Source organism: Seramator thermalis, assembly GCF_004138125.1.
Lineage (GTDB): Bacteria > Bacteroidota > Bacteroidia > Bacteroidales > Dysgonomonadaceae > Seramator > Seramator thermalis.
This window is the reverse complement of the sequence record NZ_RXHS01000010.1, coordinates 34,708-58,046: the sequence shown is the minus strand read 5'-3', so window position 1 is coordinate 58,046 and position 23,339 is coordinate 34,708. Positions and strand designations below refer to the sequence as shown.

Here is a 23,339-nt window from a genome sequence, read left to right as displayed (position 1 = left end):
TTTTTTATCGAAAGCGAAATCGTTCAATATTTGTCATGAATTGAAAGCCAAAAGACACCTGCTGATGTGGGGTAAGGCCGGTGATGGGTGATTGGTAATAAGGGCAAAAACTATTCACCGTAAATTCTGTTATCCACAAATCATTAAATCGATAAACCTTGAAATCGCCTCCCAATTTTCCCATTTCTTCAGATGCTTGCCTCAAGGTTTTTTCGATCGATGACGGTGAGCGTCTTCTTTTGCAGCGTGATAAGTCCTTCTTCGATCATTTCGCCGATGGTACGCGCCAACGACGGACGTTGAACACCAAAATATTCTGCCAATTGCGTTTGCGTGCGTTTCATCACGAACGAAGGTTGCTGCGGGGTCGTATTTTCGAGGATGTAAAGGGAAAGTTTACCTTTCAGACTTTTGATGGACATCATTTGCACCTTATTCGACAGAAAAACAGTCATATTCGAATTGAATCTCAGAAAATTGGTAAGCAGCCGTTCGTTTTTCATCATTTCGGCAAGCCATACGTTCTTCTCTATCAGATAAAAAACGCTCGGTTGCATCGCAATCACATCTACAGGGAAACGACAGTTGGCAGCAAAAATAAATGCCGGAGCCAGTGGCCGAATCGGTTCAAGGAATTCGATTTCGAGAACATTGCCTTCCTTCGTAATCATTTCGGTACGCACCAAACCATCTACCAAAAGAATAAGATAACGAATGAGGTCGTTTTGACGTACGACACGCTCGCCCTTATCGATGTGCCATATTTCGCACACCGATTTGTCAACGAATTCGTCCAATTCATCATTTGTCATTCCGTCAAATAACGAACACGTCGATAAATCGTATTCCTGAAGTGAATCCATTTTATTGAATAAAGATAGTGCCATCTTTCAACATAACGGATTTTCCGAAAAGTAAAATTTGTTAATTCTTAGGTTTGTAACTTCGGTTACATCTTTAGCCTGCCAAACCATCTACTTTTGCAGCAGTAAAAAATAAATCGTCGAACTAAACAAAAAAATAATGGACAAAATGTTTTGCTTTCAGTGTCAGGAAACTTCAAAGAATGAAGGATGCGTTCTGAAAGGCGTTTGCGGAAAGACTTCCGATGTGGCAAATCTGCAAGATTTGTTGACGTATCTGTGTAAAGGCATCTCGCATTATATGGTGAGATTGCGAGCCTTGAATATTGAAATCCCCGAAATAGACAGGTTTATTGCCGATAGTCTGTTTATGACGATCACCAACGCCAATTTCGACAAGAACCGTTTCGTTACACGAATTTTGATGGCCTATCAGATGCGCGACACGGCGCGGGAAAGACTTGTTTCGGCAGGAGGAAAAACAAACGATATCACCTTCGACGGAGCCTATTGGACAGGCGAAACCGAAAAAGAAATGAACGAGAAAGCTCCGAAAGTGGGTGTATTGACCACCGAAGATAAAGATGTGAGATCGCTGCGCGAACTTACCATTTATGGGTTGAAAGGCATGGCTGCTTATGCCGAACATGCGTTCAATCTGGGATTCGAAGATCGCGAAATTTATGCTTTCATGCAGCGTGCATTGGTTGCTACTACCGACAATTCGCTTTCGATAGACGAATTAACGGCATTGGTACTCGAAACGGGCAGTTACGGAGTCAAAGTGATGGAATTGCTCGACAAAGCCAATACGTCGAATTACGGAAACCCCGAAATCACCAAAGTGAATCTGGGGGTGCGCAACAATCCCGGAATTCTGATCAGCGGACATGATCTGAAAGATATGGAAGAACTGCTGAAACAAACCGAAGGAACGGGAGTGGACGTTTATACTCACAGCGAAATGCTTCCTGCCAATTATTATCCGGCATTCAAAAAATACAGTCATTTTGTCGGCAACTATGGCAGTTCGTGGTGGCATCAAACCGAAGATTTCGAAAACTTCAACGGTGTCATTCTCTTCACGACAAACTGCATTGTTCCTCCCCGCAAATCGGCCACCTATATCGATCGAGTTTACACGACCGGAGCTTCGGGATTCGACGGATTCAAACATATTCCGGATCGAAAGGACGGCAAGCCGAAAGATTTTTCGGCACTCATCGAACATGCCAAAAAATGTGCGCCTCCTACCCAAATCGAGAGAGGCGAAATTGTCGGCGGTTTTGCTCATCACCAAGTTATCAGTCTTTCCGGTCAGATTGTGGAAGCCGTAAAATCGGGTGCAATTCGTAAATTTTTCGTAATGGGAGGATGCGACGGACGCATGTCGGGTAGAAATTACTATACCGAATTTGCCGAAAAACTGCCGAAAGACACCATCATTCTGACGGCCGGATGTGCCAAATATCGCTACAATAAGCTTCCGCTGGGAGACATCAACGGGATTCCCCGCGTGCTCGACGCCGGTCAGTGCAACGACAGTTACTCGCTGGTGCGCATTGCTCTTGCACTGAAAGATGCTTTCGGCCTCGACGATCTCAATGAGCTCCCCATAGCCTATAACATTGCATGGTACGAACAAAAGGCAGTGATCGTGTTGCTGGCACTGCTTTCACTGGGCGTGAAAAATATCCATTTGGGACCAACGCTTCCCGCATTCCTTTCACCTAACGTGGTGAATGTTTTGGCAAACAATTTCGGCATCGCAGGCATCACTACGGTTGACGAAGATATGAAAATACTGCTTGGCAACTAATTTCTAATCAATTATTATCATCATGACAACATTCGAAAAAGCGAAAGTAATCAATCTCGAGAACGCTGTGGAATATGCAGAGGGCGGAGTTGTGAGCAAACAAGTAACCAAAAACAAAGCGGGAAACATTACGATTTTCTCGTTTGACAAAGATCAAGGTTTGACAGAGCATTCGGCCAATTACGACGCATTGCTGCAGGTAATCGATGGCAAAGCCGAAATCTGCATCGACGCAAACTCCTATTTGCTGAACAAGGGCAACTGCATAATTTTGCCGGCCAATCATCCCCATTCGGTAAAAGCCGTTGAACGTTTCAAAATGCTGCTGACCATGATTAAAGGAGAAGAATAAGGGAGAAACAACCCGAATGTTCTGCAAGTATATAATTTTAAATCATTCAAAGAATTAACAAATTGCAATTGTAGGATTTAAGGTTTTGAGCTATTTTTGTATCATCAAATGGCTCAACAATGAATCCATCACAATATCATTTTCTACGTCTGATTTCTATAACTGTATTTCTTGCATTTACATTCGCTACGCCAATATCCGCACAAGAGAAATCCCGCAAAAAAGTTGGGATTGCGCTTTCGGGTGGAGGAGCCAAAGGTTTTGCTCACATCGGAGCTCTAAAAGTATTGGAAGAAGCCGGAATACCCATCGATTATATTGCAGGAACAAGTATGGGCGCCATCATCGGCGGGCTTTATGCTTTGGGATACAGCGCATCGGACTTGGATTCGATTGCCAAAACGCAAGATTGGAATTATTTGCTCACAGATAATGTTTATCGCGAAAATTTATCACCTTACCTGAAAGAAAATGCCAATCAATACATCGTTTCGCTGCCCTACGAACTTCAACTCAAACAGAAATCCGGGAAGGTAAGCTTGCCTTCCGGCGTGGTAAAGGGTCAAAACCTGGATAACTTATTTTTGAACTTAACTATCGGATTTCAAGACGCTATGAAATTCGATCAACTACCCATCCCGTTCGGATGTGTGGCAGCCGATACAAGATCAGGGCGCGAAGTCGATCTCACACAAGGTATTCTGGCACAAGCTATGAGAGCCAGCATGGCAATACCCGGAATGTTCGCCCCGGTGGAAATAGACAGCATGCTCCTCATCGATGGAGGAATCATAAATAATTATCCGGTCGATCTGGTACGGAAAATGGGCGCAGATATCGTGATTGGAGTAGTGATGCCCCCCGGCGATGAGGAAAAGGATAAAAACCGAGGTACATTATTCGAAGTGATTTCGGGATTAAGCAATTTCATCGGCAAAGAAAAATTCGACGAAAACATCAGAAATACCGATCTGTTGATTTCAGCCGATTTGCATCCTTACGGGATGATGGATTTCGAGAGAAATTCGATAGATACGATCATTTTTCGCGGGGAAAAGGCCACACGCGAAAAATGGGACGAACTGATGTCCCTGAAATCTCAATTAGGCATAACGGATGAAAAACTGCCTGATCGAAAAGAAAAAAATCCTTTCATCGAAATGGATTCTCTCGAAATAGGGAGCATTCATTTCAGTGGCATTACTCCCGATGAAGAACAAAGCATGCTCAAATCGATCCACATCAAAAATAACAAAATCACACGAAAAGAACTCGAAACGCTGACTTCGCAAATCTATGGCACAGGCTTTTTCAACAGTGTACGCTACGAATTGAAAGGTGAACCTCCTTTCGACCTGTTTTTCCGAGTCGAAAAAAAGGATTTCAAAACGCTGAATCTCGGCCTGCGATTTGACACGGACGATATTGCTGCCATTCTGGCCAACACGGTTATCAGACGAGGGGCATCGTTCAACTCGGTGATGGAAATAACGGCTCGCTTGAGCAAAAATCCTTATTTGACGATCGATTATTATCTCAATCGTGGAATTTTCTACCGTGGAGGCATTACTTACCGCCTCCGACGTAATGAAATAAATATTTTCGATCGGGGCCAAAGATCCTACAGCTTTGGAGTAACTCAAAACACGATGGATCTTAATTTTTCCGAATTTTATTTCCGAAACATAAAACTGCATCTCGGCGTAAATTTTGACAATTACTATTTCTTCTCTACTCTGTCCAACAATATCGATCTGCAAAAAACAGGCTTTGACAACAAACTATATATCAATTATTTTTTGGAAGGCACATTCGATAATCTCGATAGAAGTTATTTTCCAACCTCAGGCCATTACCTTTTGTTCCGATACGCAATGCTCACCGACAATTTTTACGAAATGAATCATAAGCTCCCGCTTAATGTACTCAATCTGAAATTGACGAAACCGTTTAAAATAGGGCAACATATATTTCTTACTCCCGAAATCACCGGCAGAACCATCATCAATGCAGAGGACAGCATTCCTGCTATCTATCGAAATTTTGCCGGAGGCAAATACGACGGGAATTATCTCACGCAACAAATTTCGCTTCCCGGATCGGGCGGAATGGAAGTAATGAATCATTCTATCCTCAAATTTCAGGCAAACCTTCGATATGAAATAACACAAAATCAGTGGTTATATGCAAATCTACATATACTGGCTCAAAACGATAAACCTCTTCACATATTCAATGGTCAATATTTTAAGGGCATCAACTTGGGATATTCCTACATGACCGTGCTGGGACCATTTTCCATTGAGGCCGGATATTCAGAATTAACAAAAAAAATACATGCTTTTTTGGGTATCGGGTATTATTTTTAACCACGACAAACTCGATTGATCGCCGATTCCTTCACGTTTGTCGATAAATAAACAGTGTTAATCTATTTTGTTTGCTTATCGTAAGAGGGTAAATTATTTTTGTAGCTGCAATCAAATAGCAGCTAAGTATGAAAAAAATACGAATCATCTCAGCCATTCTTTTTTTTGCCATGCCATCGGTATGGTCGCAAAACAGTGCTTCCGAAGGAAATATTTCGGGCACCCTTATCGATGCAGAAACAAACAAGCCGGTAGCTTTGGCCAACGTGCGCATACTTCAACAACCCGACAGTACTTTTGTCGGGGGTAAAGCCTCCGACGAAAAGGGAAATTTCAGTATTCCGGTGAAGAGCGGGTCGTACATCGTTCACATTTCATTTATCGGATACAAAGACATCTACCGCAATGTCCGGGTTACAAATTCAAATCCTTCGGTGAGATTGGGTTTATTGAAGTTGTTGCCCGACAACATCGTTCTTTCCGAAACGGTAATAACTGCCAAAGCGCCTGAAATTTCGGTGAAAGGCGATACGCTCGAATTCAGTGCCGATTCCTACAAAATTACCGAGAGTGCCGTAGTTGAAGATCTACTCAAAAAAATGCCCGGTGTGGAAATCGGCAGTGACGGCAAGATAACGGTGAATGGTCGTGAAATAAAAAAAATACTGGTAGATGGCGAAGAATTTTTCAGCGACGACCCCAAAGTGGCATCTAAAAATCTACCTGCGAAAATGGTCAATAAGGTGCAGGTGCTCGACCGCCGAACTGATATTTCGCTGATGACCGGATTCGACGACGGCGAAGAAGAAACGGTGATCAACCTGAGCGTGAAACCCGGAATGAAAGAAGGATTGTTTGGGAATGCCTTTGCAGGGTATGGCAATAAAGATCGTTATGAAGGCAACGCAATGGTCAATTACATGAAAAATAAAGATCAATTCACTTTTCTGGGAGGATTGAACAACACAAACAACGCCGGTTTTTCCGATTTGGCTTCGAGCATGTTTGGAGGCATGGGAGGACGAGGCGGAAGAGGTATGTTCGGTGGGAACAACAGCGGCATCTCGACATCAAACAATGCCGGTTTTAATTTTGTAAAAACATTTTCCGACAAACTTAAACTTGGAGGCAACATCCGATACGGATCTACCGATAATACGGTTACATCCAAAGTGCACACACAAAACCTTTTAAGCACCGGAAATACCATCGAAGACGAAAATAATCTTTCGAACAATTACAGTCAGAATTTCAACATGAATCTGCGTATGGAATGGAATCCCGACACGCTCACCCGAATTATATTTCAACCGGAAGGTTCGATCTACAACAATAGGAGAAGTGAAACGGGAGATTTCATTACTACCAGCACAATAAATGATACCGTCAACCATGGGGATTCGCGTTATCAATCTGAAGGAGACGGCAAAAGTATGTCGGCCCGACTCGATGTAAGTCGCACATTGGGGAAACCCGGTCGTGTGATCAGTTTTCAGTTGCGGGGAGGGATGAGCGATACGCAAAACTCGGGTAATAACCTCTCTAACACGTATTACCTTGGCGCTAAAGAGGATGACCTCATCGATCAGAAATTTACGAATGAAAGTAAAAGTAATAATTTTCGCGGCTATATTTCGTATGTGGAACCTCTTGGCGGACAGAACTTTCTTCAGTTGGCGTATAGCTACCGCCAGAACAATTCGGAATCGAACAGGGATACCCGATCGAAAGATGCCGATGGCGCATACACCGTACTGGACTCGCTCTATAGCAAGCGCCTCGAAAACGAATTCGTAAATCAGTCCATCGAATTGAATTTCAGAGCCGACAGAGGCATTTTCGACTATATGCTCGGTATAAGTGCACAGCCTTCGAGTTCGAGAAGTAAAACATTTATTGGCGAAAAAAACATTCACGATCTCACGCAAAATGTATGGAATTTTGCCCCGATGGCACAATTCAATTACCGTTGGAGTCGCCAGAAAAACTTGCGAATCCGCTACAATGGCAATACCGATCAACCTTCGGTAACTCAACTCTCTCCTGTGGTGGACGTATCTGACCCGTTGAATGTTACTTACGGAAATCCCGATCTTAAGCCTTCATTCGAACATAGGGTAAATATTCGCTTTATGAACTTTAATCCCGAAAAAAACCAGGCACTCAACTTTTTTGGTGATTTCCGGTATTTGACCAACGATATTGTTTCTTCGACTTTTACGGATAAATCAACCGGGAGGAAAGAAACCACTTACGAAAATGTAGCGGGAAATTGGAATACAAACGGCAGACTCATGCTCAACCTACCTCTCAAAAACATCAAATTCTCAATATTCTCGATGACATTTGCCGGCTATAGTCATACCAACGGGTTTTCGAACGGCGAAGCCAACTTGAGTAAAGTGACTAATCTGGGAGAGACACTCGGACTGAATTATCGTTCGGATGCCATCGATTTCGGGGTGCGGGGCAACATTAGCTACAATGGCGTTCGAAACAGTCTCGAAGGCCAGCAGAATCAGAATTACTACAACTACGGTGGATCGGCCAACACCACGATTTATCTCCCTTACGACTTTTCGATAGAAAGCGATATAAACTACTCGAGCAATACAGGCTATGCGGATGGCTACCAGCAAAACGAATGGTTGTGGAATGCATCTGTTCAAAAACAAATTTTCAAACAAAAAAACGGCACATTACGATTCAAGATTTACGACATTTTACAGCAACGCAGCAACATCAGCCGTTCGGTTACTGCAAACTATATTCGCGACACACAAACCAACACGCTTACCAGTTATTTTATGTTCCACTTCGTATATCGATTCAATATATTTAAAGGAGGAGCCACTCGCGAAGACATAATGCGCGGACCCGGCGGAGGAAGAGGTGGCGGATTTCATCCGGGTGCGGACTTTTAACTTCGATCCGCTCGATGTTTTCCGGATAAAACGGTTATATTTGTAACCATATTTTGTAAATGATACAAAAAAGAACAATCTCAACACGAAACGACAATTTATTTATACATGTATTTGTTTGGGTAATTGTTTTGGCGCTTCCTTTGTTGTTTACCGACAGGGGAAGCAACATTTCGTGGCCGCACTTTTGGCGATCGACCATGACTACGTTGTATTTCATGTTGATTTTTTACATCAATTATTGTTATCTCATTGATAAATTCCTTTTTACCCATAAGATTAAAGAATTTATCCTCATCAATCTACTCCTGATTATCGGATTGGCCGTTTTGATGCATTTCTCGTACGATTTAGTGTCCGATATTTTCTCGTCAGGCAGGCCACCTCGCCGAAAAAAAAGACCGCCGCGTGTTCTTCCTTTTATTTTGAGAGATATGATGTCGCTCATCACCGTTGTAGGATTGAGCGTGGCAATTCGAATGAGTGGTCGATGGATGCAGGACGAGAACAAACGAAAAGAACTGGAAAAAGCAAAAACTGAAGCCGAATTGCAAAATTTGAAAAATCAGATCAATCCTCACTTTTTGCTCAATACACTTAATAATATTTATGCCCTTATCGATTTCAATCCGACACAGGCTCAACAGGCTGTGCAAGATTTGAGCAAACTGCTTCGTCATATTTTATATGATAATAATCAAACCTTTGTACCTCTGGTGCAAGAAGTCGATTTTATGCGCAATTATGTGGATTTGATGCGTATCCGACTTTCGGACAATGTGGAATTGAGTACCGACTTCGAAATCCTGCCCAACACTTCGACACGAATTGCTCCTCTTATTTTTATCTCTCTGATCGAAAATGCTTTCAAACACGGAATCAGCGGAGACAAGCCTTCGTTCATTCGTATTAAACTGAAAGAGTTGGACGGCGGCAAAGTTGATTTCGTCTGCGAAAACAGTTATTTCCCCAAAACCGAATCCGACAAAAGTGGCAAGGGTATCGGCCTCGAGCAGGTACAAAAGCGCCTCGAAATGCTTTACCCAAATCGTTATGTATGGAACACGAAAGTGTCTGACGACACCTATATCACTCATTTAACCATTAATACCGTTGCAACGTCGTATGATACTCAACTGCTGGATAATTGACGATGAACCCTTAGCCCTCAACCTGCTCGAATCGTATGTCAATCGAACTCCTTTTTTGAGGCTTACCGGGAAATATTCGAGTGCTATTTCGGCAATGAAAGATTTGGGAAAAGAGCCCGTCGATGTGATGTTTCTCGACATTCAAATGCCGGAAGTCAACGGGATGGAATTTTCTCAAATCATCGGTACCGATACACGCATCATCTTCACGACAGCCTTTAGCGAATATGCCTTGGACGGATACAAAGTGAGTGCCATTGATTATCTCCTAAAACCCATTTCTTATTCCGATTTTCTGACGGCAGCCAACAAAGCCTTTCATTGGTTTGAAATTGCCCGCAAAGCGGCTTCTCAAAGCAAAGAAAAAAGGGGAATTTTCGTAAAATCGGAATACAAACTGATTCAAATTCTGTTCGACGATATTTTGTATGTCGAAAGTCTGAAAGACTATATCAAAATTTTTCTTGCCGGCGAACCGAAGCCGATCCTGACACTGATGAGCATGAAAAACATGGAAGAAATGCTCCCTTCCGAACGATTTATAAGAGTGCACCGTTCGTTTATTGTGCAGAAAAGCAAAATCGAAAGCGTCAATAAAAACCGACTGGTCATCAACCGCCGCCAAATCCCCATAGGCGAAACCTACAAACAAGCATTCATGGCGCTAATCGAAAATAAATCCGACTCGAAGGGTTGAAAAAGCATTTTTTATTTGGTTCTATGTGAAATAGTGTGGGTAATCAAAATTGAGATTGCTTCATGAATTTCGGATGGCGCACTCATTTCAGATTCTCCCTTCTTTCATTCCTTCCCCATTACACATGATCATTTCTCCATTTCTCCATTATTTTCTCGACCTCATCTCATCATCGGGGCACCCGATCTGCGAAGCGAGCGTGCCGTCAGGCAAAAGACAAGCTGTTTGAGCCGCCGCAAGGCGGTGAGTTATTTGTCTTTTAGCGAACAAGCAGTTATCGGGTCGATGAGGAGATGCAGTCTTGATCTTTTTTGCATACTTTTTTGCATCAAGGCAAAAAAGCATGTAGGGTTTGGGGCAACGCCCCAAGAATCAATGAACCATTGGTTTAGCAAAAAAGCTATTAGCTAAACCTGCGATGTCTTAAAGATAGTGCTTGTACGTTTGCCCATACAAATTCATATAGAACCTTTTATTTTCATTGCCTTCATCGAACGGGCAATCACACAAAATCGATAGTTTCAACCTTCTCTTTAACGAATATCGACAACGAATGACATGTTGGGGTTAAGTCCATACCAACTCCAAGTAAACAACCATCATGCTTCATGAATTAAAAACCCATAAGGTCGTATTCATAATATCCTCAGCCAATCATTCGCAGAAAAATTCTCTTTTCTGAAATTTATAGACGCTGTACCCCAACTAAGTGTGCTGAAATAAATATCTCCCGATTAGGATAGTTCTGTTTGAAATATTATAACTTTGTCTTTTAAAACGATTAGACATGAAAAAAACAGCATTGATTACCGGCATCACCGGACAAGATGGTTCTTTTTTGGCAGAATTTCTGATTGATAAAGGATACGAAGTTCACGGGACACTCCGACGCTCGTCCTCCTTCAACACCGGTCGCATCGAGCATCTGTATCTCGATGAATGGGTACGCGACATGAAACAGCAGCGACTCATCAATTTGCACTATGCCGATATGACCGATTCGAGTTCGCTAATCCGTATCATACAATCCATTCAACCCGACGAAATTTACAACCTCGCGGCACAAAGCCACGTGAAAGTGAGTTTCGACGTCCCCGAATATACTGCCGAAGCGGATGCTGTCGGCACGTTGCGTTTGTTGGAGGCTGTTCGCATTTTGGGATTGGAGAAGAAAACAAAAATCTATCAGGCATCTACTTCCGAATTATACGGATTAGTACAAGAAATTCCGCAATCCGAATCAACGCCTTTTTATCCGCGCAGCCCATACGGAGTGGCAAAACTTTACGGTTTCTGGATCACCAAGAATTATCGAGAATCGTATGGAATGTTTGCCGTAAACGGAATTTTATTCAATCACGAGAGTGAACGACGAGGCGAAACATTTGTAACACGCAAAATTACCATTGCCGCCGCTCGCATCGCACAAGGAATGCAGGATAAACTTTATCTGGGAAACCTCGACGCCAAACGTGACTGGGGGTACGCCAAAGATTATGTTGAATGTATGTGGCTGATGCTACAACACGAATCGCCCGAAGATTTCGTGATTGCTACGGGCGAATTTCACAGCGTCCGTGAGTTTTGTACACTTGCTTTTGCCGAAGTGGGGATCAATCTTGGTTGGGAAGGCGTCGGTGTGGACGAAAAAGGGATCGATATTGCAACCGGAAAAGTATTGGTGGAAGTAGATCCTAAATATTTTCGACCTGCCGAAGTGGAACAATTATTGGGAGATCCTACAAAAGCCAAAACTCTGTTGGGTTGGAATCCTCGGAAAACGTCTTTCGAGCAACTCGTCAAACTAATGGTTGCCAACGATATGCGTTTTGTGCGTAAATTAAAATTAAGATCAGAAATTGAGTAATTAACAGACAAAAGCGACGGATTGAAAACTAAAAACATAGCATAATGACCCCGAAAGACAAAATATATGTGGCCGGACATCACGGATTGGTCGGATCGGCAATTTGGAAAAACCTGCAAGAAAAAGGATATGCCAATCTGATCGGAAAATCGCATCGAGAGCTCGATTTGATGGACGGTGCCGCCGTTCGGCAATTTTTTGACGAAGAACAACCCGATTACGTATTTCTGGCTGCGGCCTATGTGGGTGGAATTGTCGCCAACAACACCTATCGTGCCGATTTCATTTATCGAAACCTTCAAATCCAAAACAATGTCATAGGCGAGAGTTTTCGACACGGGGTCAAGAAACTGCTTTTTTTGGGAAGCACCTGTATCTACCCGAAAGATGCACCTCAACCCATGAGCGAAGATGCATTACTCACCTCGCCACTCGAATATACCAACGAGCCGTATGCTATTGCAAAAATAGCCGGACTAAAAATGTGTGAAAGCTTCAATATCCAGTACGGAACAAACTTTATAGCCGTAATGCCGACAAATCTTTACGGGCCCAATGACAATTTCGATCTCGAAAATAGTCATGTTTTGCCTGCAATGATTCGAAAAATTCATCTCGCCAAATGTCTTCGACAAAATGAGTGGCAGCAAATCCGAAAAGATTTAAACCGCCGTCCGGTCGAAGGCATTACCGGCAAACATTCGCAGGAGGAGATCGAGAATTTGCTGCACAAATACGGTATCGGGAATCATTCACTCGAACTGTGGGGTACGGGAAAACCGATGCGCGAATTTTTGTGGAGCGAAGAGATGGCCGACGCCTGTGTATTTATCATGGAACGAGTGAATTTTGACGATCTGAAAAAAGGAAAATCGGAAATCCGCAATTGCCATATCAACATAGGAACGGGAAAGGAAATTAGCATTAGAGATCTGGCCTCACTGGTAGCAACAACCGTGGGATACGACGGCCAAATTGCATTCGATGCGTCAAAACCTGACGGAACTATGCGAAAACTCACCGACGTATCAAAACTTCACGCACTCGGATGGCATCACCACATCGAAATCGACGAGGGCGTAAAACGAATGTACGATTGGTACTGTCAATAAAAAAGTTGAGACGCGATAAAACAAAAATCCATCTTCAACGAAATGCATCAAGCTCTGAAGATGGATTTTAATCGGAAATCTATAATCAAAACGTAATCCTGTCGGGATGAGATCCGACCCGCTCATCTCTGTCAAGTGAACAAATTTGCGCAATCTCTTCGGCAGTCAATTCGAAATCGAAAATATTCAGATTTTCTTTTTGTCGCTCGCCGTTCGAAGATTTGGGTATAGCCACTACCCCTCGCTGAAAATTCCATCGGAGCACAATCTGCGCGGTGGTTTTTGCATATTTGCTTGCGATTTTTTTCAAAACCGGATCATCCAGCAGATTATTCTTGCGCGCACAAAAAGGACTCCATGCTTCGGGAACAATCTGTTTTGCATGCAAAAAATCTATCAATTCCTGCTGAACGAGGTAAGGATGTAACTCAATCTGATCCACGGCCGGCACTACCGACGCTTCTGCCAATAACTCTTCGAGATGATGCACCAGATAATTGCTCACTCCGATGGCTTTAGCCTTGCCTGAAGCATAAATCTTTTCCATATCTTTCCACACCGATACATACAAATCCCTGACCGGCCAATGCACCAGATAGAGATCAACATAGTCCAGACCCAGTCGGCTCAAACTTGACTCGAAAGCACGTTCCGCCCGGTTGGCTCTAATATCGTCATTCCAAAGCTTGGTCGTCAGAAAAATTTCCTCTCGCGGTATTCCGCTATCGCGAATGGCACGTCCCACCGCTTCTTCATTTTGATACATACTCGCTGTGTCAATATGGCGATATCCATTATCCAATGCCATACGTACGGTATCGTAAGCTGCTTTTTCGTCATTGAGCCGAAAAACGCCTAATCCCACGTAAGGAATTTTTGTTCCGTTGTTCAATGTTGCATATTCCATAGCTTTATTTTTTAGTTATTCAATCGTTCCAAAACGGTTAATTTATCTTGTTGTATCTGACGTGCCAAAAGTTCGGTATTTTCGAAAACCATATCTGGTCGAATGAAATCGACGAATTCAACGGTTAACGATCGGTTGTAAAGATCGCCATCAAACTCGAAAATATTTACTTCAACGCTGATTTCTTCGCTTTGATGGATGGTAGGACGTGTCCCGATATAAAGCATTCCCTTGTAAATTTCATTACCAATACGCACAAATACCGCATAAACGCCCAATGCCGGAATCACCTTAAATCGTTCCCAAGCCTGAATGTTTGCCGTTGGAAATCCAATCGTTCTCCCGACTTGATAACCTTCAACAATCTTACCCGACAACCGATAGTTGTAGGATAACAAACGATTGGCAATGGTTATTTTTCCCTCGGCCAGCAATCTGCGAATGAGCGAAGAACTCACTTCGTGATCGGCAAAACGAAATTCGGTTGCCTGCATTACTTTAATTCCCAATTCATTGCCATATTTCACGTAATCCTCGAACCCTTCTTCTCGATTGTGTCCGAAGCGATGATCGTATCCCACGATAAAAGTCTGTACATGAATACGTTCTTTTAGCACTTGTCGCATAAATTCCCGAGCCGAAAGATTCGAGAGCTCTTTTGTGAATGGGAGACTCACGCAATAATCCACTCCCGTTGTTTCGAGTTGTTCTATTTTCTCCTCATATCCACACAACAGTTTAGGCTGATAGTCCTGTTGAAGGACGATTCTCGGATGCACAGGAAAGGTAATCACAGCCGAAGGTAACCCTTGACGCTTTGCCTGAGCTTTCACTTGATCAATCAAATGACGATGTCCGATATGTACACCGTCAAAAAAACCCATCGTCGCCACAAATGCTTTATTGCACAACGACATTTCATTTTTCGATAAATCTATCAGTTCCAAAATAAAACTTTATTAAATTCTTCTGTGTTTACAACGCTCAACTTTAGGAATGGTTTAATCTCCTATACCGATCTCGACCTACATATCATTCTTTTGTAATTCATCTCAAATAATGCCATGAATCAAATAAACATTTGCATATATCGTCATATTTGAATAACTTAGCCGCATAAAATCTCGATTGTTTCTTTGAAACAGCGAAGTAACCGATAAATCCGCTTTTTTCAAAAAATAATTTTGACGATTTTGAAACAATGAGAAAAAGTTTTAAATTTTTAAATATAAAAAGATCATGAAAACAAAACTTTTTATCGCATGTGCTGCTTTTTCTGGAGCATTATTGGCTGCATGTACGCCTGCACCAAAAAACAATGTGCTGACTGAAGCCGAAAAGGCCGAAGGCTGGAAATTGTTATTCGACGGCAAAACCCTCGATGGATGGAGAGATTACAATGGCGACAGCCTTACCGCACCATGGATTGTGGAAGATGGCTGCATACGCGCCAAAGGTTCAGGAAGCGATGCCTCTGGATACATCGTAACCGATACAGTTTACGAAAATTTCGAACTTGTGTGGGACTGGAAAATTGCCGAGGGAGGCAATAGCGGCATGTTATACCACGTAGTGGAAAATCCGAAATTTAAAGTGCCTTACGTTACCGGTCCCGAGTATCAGCTGATTGATGATTTCGGATTTCCCGAGCCACTCGAAGACTGGCAAAAAACAGCTGCCGATTATGCCATGCACGTGCCCGATACTTCGAAAACAATCATCAAGCCGGCCGGCGAATGGAACACATCGAAAATCGTTTTCGATAATGGACATGTCGAACATTGGCTCAACGGCGAGAAAGTTGTGGAATTCGAAGCATGGACCGATGATTGGTTCGAGAAAAAAAACAGTGGCAAATGGAAAGATGCACCCGAATACGGACTGGCCCACAAAGGCGTAATTTGTCTTCAAGATCACGGTTCTGCCGCATGGTTTCGAAATATCAAAATCAAAGAATTACCCCGCAAGACCAAAGAAGTGGATCTTTTTAACGGTGTTGACCTGAAAGGATGGGAAATATATGGTACCGAAAAATGGTATGTCGATAATGGGTTACTGGTTTGTGAAAGCGGTCCCGACAAACAATACGGATATCTTGCCACACGCGAATATTACGACGATTTCGATCTCACGGTCGATTTCAAACAATTGGCTAACGGCAATTCGGGAGTATTCTTCCGCTCGTTTATCGAACCGGGAGCCATTATCAACGGCTGGCAAGTAGAAGTTGCGCCCAAAGGGATGGATACCGGTGGAATTTATGAGTCGTATGGTCGAGGATGGCTTGTTCAAATTCCCGATGAAAAAGAGAATATTCTCAAACCCGGCGATTGGAATACGCTTCGGATTTTGGTGAAAGGAGATAATGTGAAAACATGGCTGAACGGAGAACAAATGGTTGACTTGAGCGATCCCAAAATAGGTAAAGCTCAAGGAAGAATTGCGCTTCAAATCCACGATGGGGGCGGCATTAAAGTTCAATGGAAAAATCTGAAACTGAAAACATTATAATCGCACAAAAAATTGTTTTTGTATGCACAAACCCGTCAGGCATGAAAATGCAGACGGGTTTGCGTGTTAAACGATTTGGCATTATTTTTGCACTTATATTCGAAAATGTGCAAAGTTCGATTTTAAGGTAAGGATTTATCTCAAAAAAGTCTCTATCTTTGTACGATTAACTCACTAAAACTACGAATGAAAGAAAAAAACGAATTATTGGAAAGTATAATAGAAGGAATTCAAGAAAAGAAAGGTAAAAACATCACCACTATCGAATTGAAAGGAATTGCGGGAACAATTTGCGACCACTTCGTGATTTGTGAAGGCAATACTCCCACACAGGTTTCGGCCGTGGCCGAATCCATCGAAGAAATGGTGAAAAGAAACACGTCGGAAAGCCCAATGCGAATTCAAGGCAAACAACGATCGGAATGGATCGGAATGGATTACGGATCGGTTATCGTCCATATCTTCGTTCCGGAATTGCGCAGTTATTACAATATTGACCATTTGTGGGAAGATGCTTCATTGGAAAACATTCCGTCACTGTAATCTAAACTTATTCCTTACAAAATTGTTTCTTTTTCATCCCGACTAAACAAAACAATCATAAACGATTAATTTTATCCGGAGGTTATACACTCAAATGGACAACAATACAAACCAAACAAACAAACAACCATCATCCCGCCCCAAAGGTGCAGGAAATTCCCCAAAACAGCCGTTCAATCCATATTGGATTTATACCATCATTTTTTTGGCCTTGATGGGACTCTATTTTTTTGGAGGCAACACTACTAAAAAAGAAATATCGTGGTCAGATTTTCAACGCTACGTAAACGAAAATCGCATCGAAAACGTGGTGGTTTTCAGCAATAAAGAAACAGCCGAAGCAAAAGTTCGTCCCGAATCTGTCGGGGTAATTTTTGGCAATCAGACTCCTAGTGCAAATCAGAACCCTATCATAACGGTGCATATACCATCCACCGAAGCCGCAGCCGAATTTCTTGACAAGGTGAAAGCCGAAAAAGGATACGATATAGAAGTCCGTTTCGATAGATCATCCGAAATCTGGGGAATTATACTCAGTTCGCTCCCGTTTATTCTTCTCATTGTCTTCTGGATATGGTGGATGCGCAAAATGGCACAAGGCGGACCTGCCGGCGGTGGCGGTGGTATTTTTAGTGTCGGAAAATCTAAAGCACAACTTTTCGATAAAGATTCCAATGTTAAAGTAACTTTCCGAGATGTTGCCGGACTGTCTGAAGCCAAACAGGAAGTACAAGAAATCGTAGAATTTCTCAAGCATCCTTCCACTTACACCACTTTAGGAGGAAAAATTCCAAAAGGCGCTTTGCTGGTAGGCCCTCCGGGGACAGGTAAAACATTGCTGGCAAAAGCCGTTGCAGGCGAAGCCAATGTCCCATTCTTCTCTATTTCGGGCTCCGATTTCGTCGAAATGTTTGTGGGCGTTGGTGCTTCTCGTGTTCGCGATTTGTTTCGGCAAGCAAAAGAAAAAGCGCCTTGCATTGTCTTCATCGACGAGATCGATGCCGTAGGTCGTGCACGTGGAAAAAACGCCAACTTTGGATCGAACGATGAGCGAGAAAACACACTCAATCAACTTCTGACCGAAATGGACGGTTTTGGATCAAACAGTGGCGTTATCATTCTTGCAGCCACAAACCGTGCCGACGTTTTAGACAAAGCGCTTCTTCGCGCCGGACGTTTTGATCGTCAGATCTATGTAGAACTTCCCGACTTGAACGATCGCATCGAAATATTCAAAGTGCACCTGCGACCGATCAAAATAGACGAGACCGTCGATGTAGAGTTTCTCGCTCGGCAAACTCCCGGATTTTCAGGAGCCGACATCGCCAATGTGTGCAACGAAGCAGCACTCATCGCTGCCCGAAGAAACAAAAAGTTTGTTCAAAAAGGAGATTTTCTTGATGCCGTGGACCGCATCATCGGCGGACTGGAGAAAAAGAATAAAATTATCACTCAGGACGAAAAAAAATCGATTGCCATCCACGAGGCCGGACACGCCACGCTCAGCTGGTTTCTCGAGCATGCCAATCCTTTGGTGAAAGTTACCATCGTCCCACGAGGAAAAGCGCTCGGAGCAGCTTGGTATCTTCCGGAAGAACGACAAATAAGCACTAAAGACCAAATGCTCGACGAAATGTGTGCATTGCTGGGAGGCCGGGCAGCCGAAGAAGTATTTATCGGCAAAATATCGTCCGGAGCGATGAACGATTTGGAACGTGTGACCAAACAAGCCTATGCGATGATCATGTACATGGGAATGAGCGAAAAACTCCCCAATCTGAGTTATTACGACTCAACCGGACAAGAATATACTTTTTCGAAACCTTATAGCGACTCGACTGCCGAATTGATCGACAGTGAGGCCAAAGCCATGATATCCGAACAATACGAACGCGCGAAATCGATATTGTTGGAGCATCGCGAGGGACATCAGCAGCTTGCTTCAATATTACTCGAAAAAGAAATTCTTTTCGCCGAAGATCTGGAACGAATCTTCGGAAAACGACCATGGGTGTCGCGTTCGCAAGAAATATTGCAAGTGAACAGTGTCGCTAACAAAACGACAGATAACAATAGGGTCGGCAGCAAACCTCAACATTTGCCAAACGATGATAACGCGGCTGATCCTGATCGAAGTCAAACATCCGAAGATGATGACATGGGAACGGAATCAAATACTTCGGAGAAAGAAAACATCATTTCTGAAACAAAAGAGAAACAATGATTCTAAAATGGTGAAGGTTGCTCCGAAAATGAACTTTTTCGGAGCAAGGGATGAAAAAAAGAGGCATTTCTGCGGAAATAGTCTCTTTTATTATTTTTAATTCCCTGCTTGAAGCGTTAGAAGCAATTATGAATGGGCTTGAGAAATATTTCAATCAATCATTCTCTTCTTTAAAGATTGGTTGTTCGGATAGGGAGGGATGAACCGTTCGAACAGAAGATCTCAAATCGTCAATGAATGGTTTTATAAAAACCCATCCGATGCCGATAATGACCCCTAAGAAGGTGAAAACTATTAAAATCATTGCCCTGCGTGGAGCGCTCTTTTGATTAGGAACTACCACAGGGTCGATGACTGTGAGAACGGGGATAGATTGTTTGACGGCAAGTTTGGCTTGCTCCAACTGTTTAGCCAATTCGTTATACACCGTGAAAGCGATATCGTATTCACTGTTAAGACGACGCAAGATGGCACGGGCGCTTGCAGTAGATAAATCGCGATTTGCATCTTGAAAAGCAGCCAATTCGGATTGTTTTCGAAGAAAATCTGCTCGCGCATCTTCGTAACTCGATTGAACAAAAATCAGGTTATCTTCAGCCTTTTGAGCTTTGTAATTGCGCACGTACTTATCAAGCGTAGTATAAAGATTTTGGGTGATCTGAGCTACAGCTTCCGGTTCGCCAAATGAATACCCCAATACGATGTATCCATCTTTGGAATTTAGCTCCAATTGAATATTATTCCTGATGATTTCATATACTTTTCGTTCGTCTTCTGAAAGAGAAATTACCTTTCCCGTAATTGTGTCACTATAAATAGCTTGCCCCAAGTCTTCCGAATCATTGGAAGTGATTGCCGAAAGTATTGTACCGGGAAGCCCTATTGTATATTTTGCAATAATAGAAAACGGATTTTTATCTCGATATTCGTCTTTGGTATAATATTCGTAGAGCGTGATAGGAACAGACGATTTTTTAGTGGTGATTTTCGTTTGCATAATATCGCTACAATACGGAGCACTCTTCACAATATTGGGATAGACGGTTGGCGAAAGTGTTTCGCCGGACATGCCGGAGCCCAGATTCACACCCATCATCGAAGCAATGCCGGCCAGATTGCTTCCACTCTTCTCGGTTTGCTGCGGAACTACGGTACATGATGCCGAATATTCGACTGGGGAAAGAAAGGCTACCAATAATCCGATTACGATGGCTATAGCGGTAACAACAAGAATCAGTTTTCGTTGAGTCCAAATTTTGATGAACAGATCTTTCAGATCTATTTCATCCGATTCTGCCGGTTGCTGACGGGTCGGCGGTATAGTATTACCCAAGTTTTGTGAGGCTTGAGGAGTTGTGTCCATATTTTCCTTTCGTTATTTGAAACAAATATTTATTGGTGTACCTTTTAACTTTTCACTTTTGTCATTTCACAATGGAATTGATGATGAGTGCGAGTGATGCCAGTGATGTACCAATACCTAACAGACTTTGCAGATTGAAAGGTTGGCGTTCGGGATGTTCGGGAACAACGATTTCGCATCCGGGTTCAATCTTTGCCCATCGTCCGGTAGCAACCTTGCCGTTCATGTAGATGACGAAAGGTTTGCTTTTGATGGCATTGCGCGAATAGCCACCGGCTTGTCGGATATAACTTTCCAGATTCATCCGCTTGTTATAGGTAACGGTGTTGGGGAAAAGTACTCCACCCGAAATGCGAACGGTAGCATTGTATTGGGGCACCATAATGACGTCCCCGTCTAACAATACGATATCGTCTTCACCGCCGGGATGCTTGAGTGCTTTTTCGAGATCGATGCCAACATATTGATGTGATAAATCAATCGAATCGATAACAAGATTAAGCGAATCGGTTTTTTGGGTATCCATCTGCAGTTTGGTCTGCAGAGCCTGTTTAGCTCGTTGTATTTCTTCGTCGGAAAGACGGCGCTGCAAACGTGCTCCTTTCACATAGGCGTAGTTGGTAAGGCCTCCTGCCCGCTGAATAACGGATGAAAGACGTTCGTCTTTTGTCTTTTTGGCATAGGGCCCGTCGAACAAGACTTCTCCTTGAACGGTAACTATCTGTTGTGGTTCATAACCGGGAGAACGACGGACGACAACCTGATCGAAAGGTTGCAGTGTAAATGATTTGTCACCTTCGACAATAAGGCTATCCCTCAATGCAAAACTGAATACTTCGCTTGTAGTATTGGTTGCAGCGGTACTTTTTGGATTCTTGATTCGCCGGTAAACATCCACTCTTGCTACGGAAGCCGATTCTTTTAATCCTCCTGCCTGCACCACGGCATCTTCTATAGACATATTCGAAGCGTACGAATATTCTCCCGGATTCCGTACTTCTCCACCCACATAAACGGTGTAATTATCGTTCAATCCAAACATAGACGGAATGTAAAGCCGATCGTTTTTGCGAAGCTCGATATCCGGAATTTGTCCTCGAAGCAAAGCGGATAAATTGACAGATAATATTTCGCGGGTAAGATCTTCTTTTTCCCTGTTCAGGATCGCTCTGTTGAGGAAAGCGTCGCCTTTGGTGCCAAGCGCAATATCGATAAGATCTTTGACTGTCTTAATTTTATCGTTAATAGCATAACGACCCGGCCTGTTCACGGCCCCCTCAATCTCCACCATATTTGCATATCGATCCTGAATGGCCGATGCCGTAATAATATCGCCGTTCTGCAGATGAAATGAAGCATAATTGGCCTGATCTATCGTATAGGTTTCTTTTTCTGTTGTTCCCTTGCGATCTACCTGAATGTTTTGTCTGTAGGCTTCGCCCGAAAATCCGCCGGCAAAGCGTAGCAGGTCGTTAAGTGTTTCCGAAGGCAGCAGTTCATATTTCATCGGGCGTTTCACTTCGCCCAGTATTTGCGCAACGATGCCGTTGGGATCGATCATCACTATGTCGCCATCACGCAGGGTGATATCGACCATGTTGTTGCCTTTCATCAGATATTCGTACATATCGATTGTGGCGGCAACTTTTCCGTTTCTGAAAACTCGAATGTTGCGTAAACTTCCGATAGGGGTGATTCCGCCTGCCGCATAGAGGGCATGGAACGCCGATGAAAAGGAAGATAAGGTATAGGTACCCGGGGTAACAACTTCACCCATCACATTAACCTTGATGGTGCGGGTGTTTCCCACTGATACTCCCAGAAAAGTACGAGGTTCGGCAGAATCGAGATCGGAATAAATGGAGGAAAATTCAGTTCGAATGCGACCGATGGCCTGTTCCACATTGAGCCCGCTCAGTTGGATGCGCCCCAAGCCCGGCACGGTAATATAACCATCCGGAGTGATCGTGTATCGAAGATTGACTTCGGAATCGCCCCACACATCGATGATGATTTCGTCGCCGGGGCCTAGTACATAATTGGCAGGAGTCGGCATATTTTCACTTGGTGCGAACGTAAGATTCTCTTTTGAGAAGAAATCCTGCCCGTAGATACGATTGTGTGGAGGGATTACATCAATAGGACTCGGCCTCGATCGATCGGGAACAATTATAGGGAGTGTTCGGTCTATGTTATTCTGAGGATTATAATTTGAACCAAGTTGATCCGCTGCTCCGGTCTGTTGATTTATAATTTGTTCTTGAATCCTCTGTAACTGTGCGGCACTAACACCCTGCCTACTTAATTCGAGAAAAATTTGCTCCTGGGACATGCCTTGACCGGAATATTTGATTACCTCCTGCATCACTTGTTGGTCGCTCATTTGAGCAAAAAGTCCGGGCATTACAAACATAAACAGAATGAGAGCCGATGTAACTATTGAAATTTTTTTTAGCATAGTAACTATTCTTCGTTAATGGAAGGTTATAATTATTTTTAGAGTGAACATATCATCTTATAAAAAGTCGATGACAACGTATCAGCAATAGACGACAAAATTAATGTTTTTTGGCGAAAATTCCGCTTTTCCATTTATTTTTCTGCAAGAAATATCAAATAATATAGCACACATTTCAC

The 23,339-nt window shown here is 43.0% G+C and carries 17 protein-coding genes; 11 read left to right on the top strand and 6 right to left on the bottom strand.

Annotated elements, in window-relative coordinates; genetic code table 11:
* Positions 1–4: 4 nt before the first annotated feature.
* Positions 5–184: a hypothetical protein gene (locus EJN84_RS08650; RefSeq protein WP_129595048.1), complete on the bottom strand. Its 180-nt coding sequence runs from the start codon at positions 182–184 to the stop codon at positions 5–7.
* A 4-nt stretch (positions 185–188) separates the two neighbouring features.
* A complete protein-coding gene (locus EJN84_RS08645; protein WP_129595047.1) occupies positions 189–863 on the bottom strand; it encodes a Crp/Fnr family transcriptional regulator in 675 nt (224 codons plus the stop codon).
* A 169-nt stretch (positions 864–1,032) separates the two neighbouring features.
* Here EJN84_RS08645 and hcp point away from each other — a divergent pair, with 169 nt between their 5' ends.
* The 8 genes from hcp to EJN84_RS08605 all read left to right on the top strand — a co-directional run bounded on the left by hcp (position 1,033) and on the right by EJN84_RS08605 (position 13,154).
* Complete coding sequence (gene hcp, locus EJN84_RS08640) at positions 1,033–2,682, top strand: hydroxylamine reductase (RefSeq protein WP_129595101.1); 1,650 nt, start codon at positions 1,033–1,035, stop codon at positions 2,680–2,682.
* A gap of 22 nt (positions 2,683–2,704) precedes the next feature.
* Positions 2,705–3,034 carry a cupin domain-containing protein gene (locus tag EJN84_RS08635; RefSeq protein WP_129595046.1) on the top strand — a complete coding sequence of 110 codons (330 nt, stop codon included), beginning with the start codon at positions 2,705–2,707 and terminating at the stop codon, positions 3,032–3,034.
* 119 nt (positions 3,035–3,153) lie between these two features.
* Positions 3,154–5,403, top strand: a complete 2,250-nt coding sequence (locus tag EJN84_RS08630; protein ID WP_129595045.1) for a patatin-like phospholipase family protein — start codon at positions 3,154–3,156, stop codon at positions 5,401–5,403.
* A gap of 128 nt (positions 5,404–5,531) precedes the next feature.
* Positions 5,532–8,327, top strand: a complete 2,796-nt coding sequence (locus tag EJN84_RS08625) for a TonB-dependent receptor (RefSeq protein WP_238943984.1) — start codon at positions 5,532–5,534, stop codon at positions 8,325–8,327.
* A 59-nt stretch (positions 8,328–8,386) separates the two neighbouring features.
* Positions 8,387–9,478, top strand: coding sequence for a sensor histidine kinase (locus EJN84_RS08620; protein ID WP_129595044.1), 1,092 nt, complete (start codon positions 8,387–8,389; stop codon positions 9,476–9,478).
* On the top strand, positions 9,453–10,175 hold the full coding sequence (locus EJN84_RS08615) for a LytR/AlgR family response regulator transcription factor (RefSeq protein WP_129595043.1): 723 nt from the start codon (positions 9,453–9,455) through the stop codon (positions 10,173–10,175). The genes EJN84_RS08620 and EJN84_RS08615 overlap by 26 nt, the downstream gene beginning before the upstream one ends.
* A 787-nt stretch (positions 10,176–10,962) precedes the next feature.
* Entirely contained in the window at positions 10,963–12,042 is a 1,080-nt protein-coding gene (gene gmd / locus EJN84_RS08610; protein ID WP_129595042.1) for a GDP-mannose 4,6-dehydratase, read from the top strand.
* Between the two features lie 44 nt (positions 12,043–12,086).
* A complete protein-coding gene (locus EJN84_RS08605) occupies positions 12,087–13,154 on the top strand; it encodes a GDP-L-fucose synthase family protein (protein ID WP_129595041.1) in 1,068 nt (355 codons plus the stop codon).
* Between the two features lie 85 nt (positions 13,155–13,239).
* On the opposite strand, the gene EJN84_RS08600 is transcribed toward EJN84_RS08605, so the two are convergent.
* Both EJN84_RS08600 and EJN84_RS08595 read right to left on the bottom strand, forming a co-directional pair.
* Positions 13,240–14,061, bottom strand: coding sequence for an aldo/keto reductase (locus EJN84_RS08600; protein ID WP_129595040.1), 822 nt, complete (start codon positions 14,059–14,061; stop codon positions 13,240–13,242).
* Positions 14,062–14,072: 11 nt separating this feature from the next.
* Positions 14,073–14,978, bottom strand: coding sequence for a bifunctional riboflavin kinase/FAD synthetase (locus tag EJN84_RS08595; RefSeq protein WP_129595099.1), 906 nt, complete (start codon positions 14,976–14,978; stop codon positions 14,073–14,075).
* A 322-nt stretch (positions 14,979–15,300) separates the two neighbouring features.
* Between EJN84_RS08595 and EJN84_RS08590 the strand changes: the two genes are divergently transcribed.
* The 3 genes from EJN84_RS08590 (at position 15,301) to ftsH (ending at position 19,339) form a co-directional block, all read left to right on the top strand.
* Positions 15,301–16,572 (top strand): 3-keto-disaccharide hydrolase, encoded by a 1,272-nt coding sequence (locus EJN84_RS08590; protein WP_129595039.1) that lies wholly within the window; start codon positions 15,301–15,303, stop codon positions 16,570–16,572.
* 186 nt (positions 16,573–16,758) lie between these two features.
* Complete coding sequence (rsfS, locus tag EJN84_RS08585) at positions 16,759–17,115, top strand: ribosome silencing factor (RefSeq protein ID WP_129595038.1); 357 nt, start codon at positions 16,759–16,761, stop codon at positions 17,113–17,115.
* A gap of 94 nt (positions 17,116–17,209) precedes the next feature.
* Positions 17,210–19,339: an ATP-dependent zinc metalloprotease FtsH gene (gene ftsH / locus EJN84_RS08580; protein ID WP_129595037.1), complete on the top strand. Its 2,130-nt coding sequence runs from the start codon at positions 17,210–17,212 to the stop codon at positions 19,337–19,339.
* Positions 19,340–19,493: 154 nt separating this feature from the next.
* Here ftsH and EJN84_RS08575 read toward each other — a convergent pair whose 3' ends face one another.
* Together EJN84_RS08575 and EJN84_RS08570 are read right to left on the bottom strand one after the other, a co-directional pair.
* The gene (locus tag EJN84_RS08575; protein WP_129595036.1) at positions 19,494–20,702 is read right to left on the bottom strand and encodes a Wzz/FepE/Etk N-terminal domain-containing protein; all 1,209 of its coding nucleotides are present in this window, start codon (positions 20,700–20,702) and stop codon (positions 19,494–19,496) included.
* Between the two features lie 61 nt (positions 20,703–20,763).
* Complete coding sequence (locus tag EJN84_RS08570) at positions 20,764–23,160, bottom strand: SLBB domain-containing protein (protein ID WP_238943983.1); 2,397 nt, start codon at positions 23,158–23,160, stop codon at positions 20,764–20,766.
* Positions 23,161–23,339 lie beyond the last annotated feature (179 nt).

Coding starts and splice junctions, on each gene's coding strand:
- EJN84_RS08650 (WP_129595048.1), bottom strand. CDS start 184: ATGGGAAAATTGGGAGGCGATTTCAAGGTTTATCGATTTAATGATTTG.
- EJN84_RS08645 (WP_129595047.1), bottom strand. CDS start 863: ATGGATTCACTTCAGGAATACGATTTATCGACGTGTTCGTTATTTGAC.
- hcp (WP_129595101.1), top strand. CDS start 1,033: ATGTTTTGCTTTCAGTGTCAGGAAACTTCAAAGAATGAAGGATGCGTT.
- EJN84_RS08635 (WP_129595046.1), top strand. CDS start 2,705: ATGACAACATTCGAAAAAGCGAAAGTAATCAATCTCGAGAACGCTGTG.
- EJN84_RS08630 (WP_129595045.1), top strand. CDS start 3,154: ATGAATCCATCACAATATCATTTTCTACGTCTGATTTCTATAACTGTA.
- EJN84_RS08625 (WP_238943984.1), top strand. CDS start 5,532: ATGAAAAAAATACGAATCATCTCAGCCATTCTTTTTTTTGCCATGCCA.
- EJN84_RS08620 (WP_129595044.1), top strand. CDS start 8,387: ATGATACAAAAAAGAACAATCTCAACACGAAACGACAATTTATTTATA.
- EJN84_RS08615 (WP_129595043.1), top strand. CDS start 9,453: ATGATACTCAACTGCTGGATAATTGACGATGAACCCTTAGCCCTCAAC.
- gmd (WP_129595042.1), top strand. CDS start 10,963: ATGAAAAAAACAGCATTGATTACCGGCATCACCGGACAAGATGGTTCT.
- EJN84_RS08605 (WP_129595041.1), top strand. CDS start 12,087: ATGACCCCGAAAGACAAAATATATGTGGCCGGACATCACGGATTGGTC.
- EJN84_RS08600 (WP_129595040.1), bottom strand. CDS start 14,061: ATGGAATATGCAACATTGAACAACGGAACAAAAATTCCTTACGTGGGA.
- EJN84_RS08595 (WP_129595099.1), bottom strand. CDS start 14,978: ATGTCGTTGTGCAATAAAGCATTTGTGGCGACGATGGGTTTTTTTGAC.
- EJN84_RS08590 (WP_129595039.1), top strand. CDS start 15,301: ATGAAAACAAAACTTTTTATCGCATGTGCTGCTTTTTCTGGAGCATTA.
- rsfS (WP_129595038.1), top strand. CDS start 16,759: ATGAAAGAAAAAAACGAATTATTGGAAAGTATAATAGAAGGAATTCAA.
- ftsH (WP_129595037.1), top strand. CDS start 17,210: ATGGACAACAATACAAACCAAACAAACAAACAACCATCATCCCGCCCC.
- EJN84_RS08575 (WP_129595036.1), bottom strand. CDS start 20,702: ATGGACACAACTCCTCAAGCCTCACAAAACTTGGGTAATACTATACCG.
- EJN84_RS08570 (WP_238943983.1), bottom strand. CDS start 23,160: ATGCTAAAAAAAATTTCAATAGTTACATCGGCTCTCATTCTGTTTATG.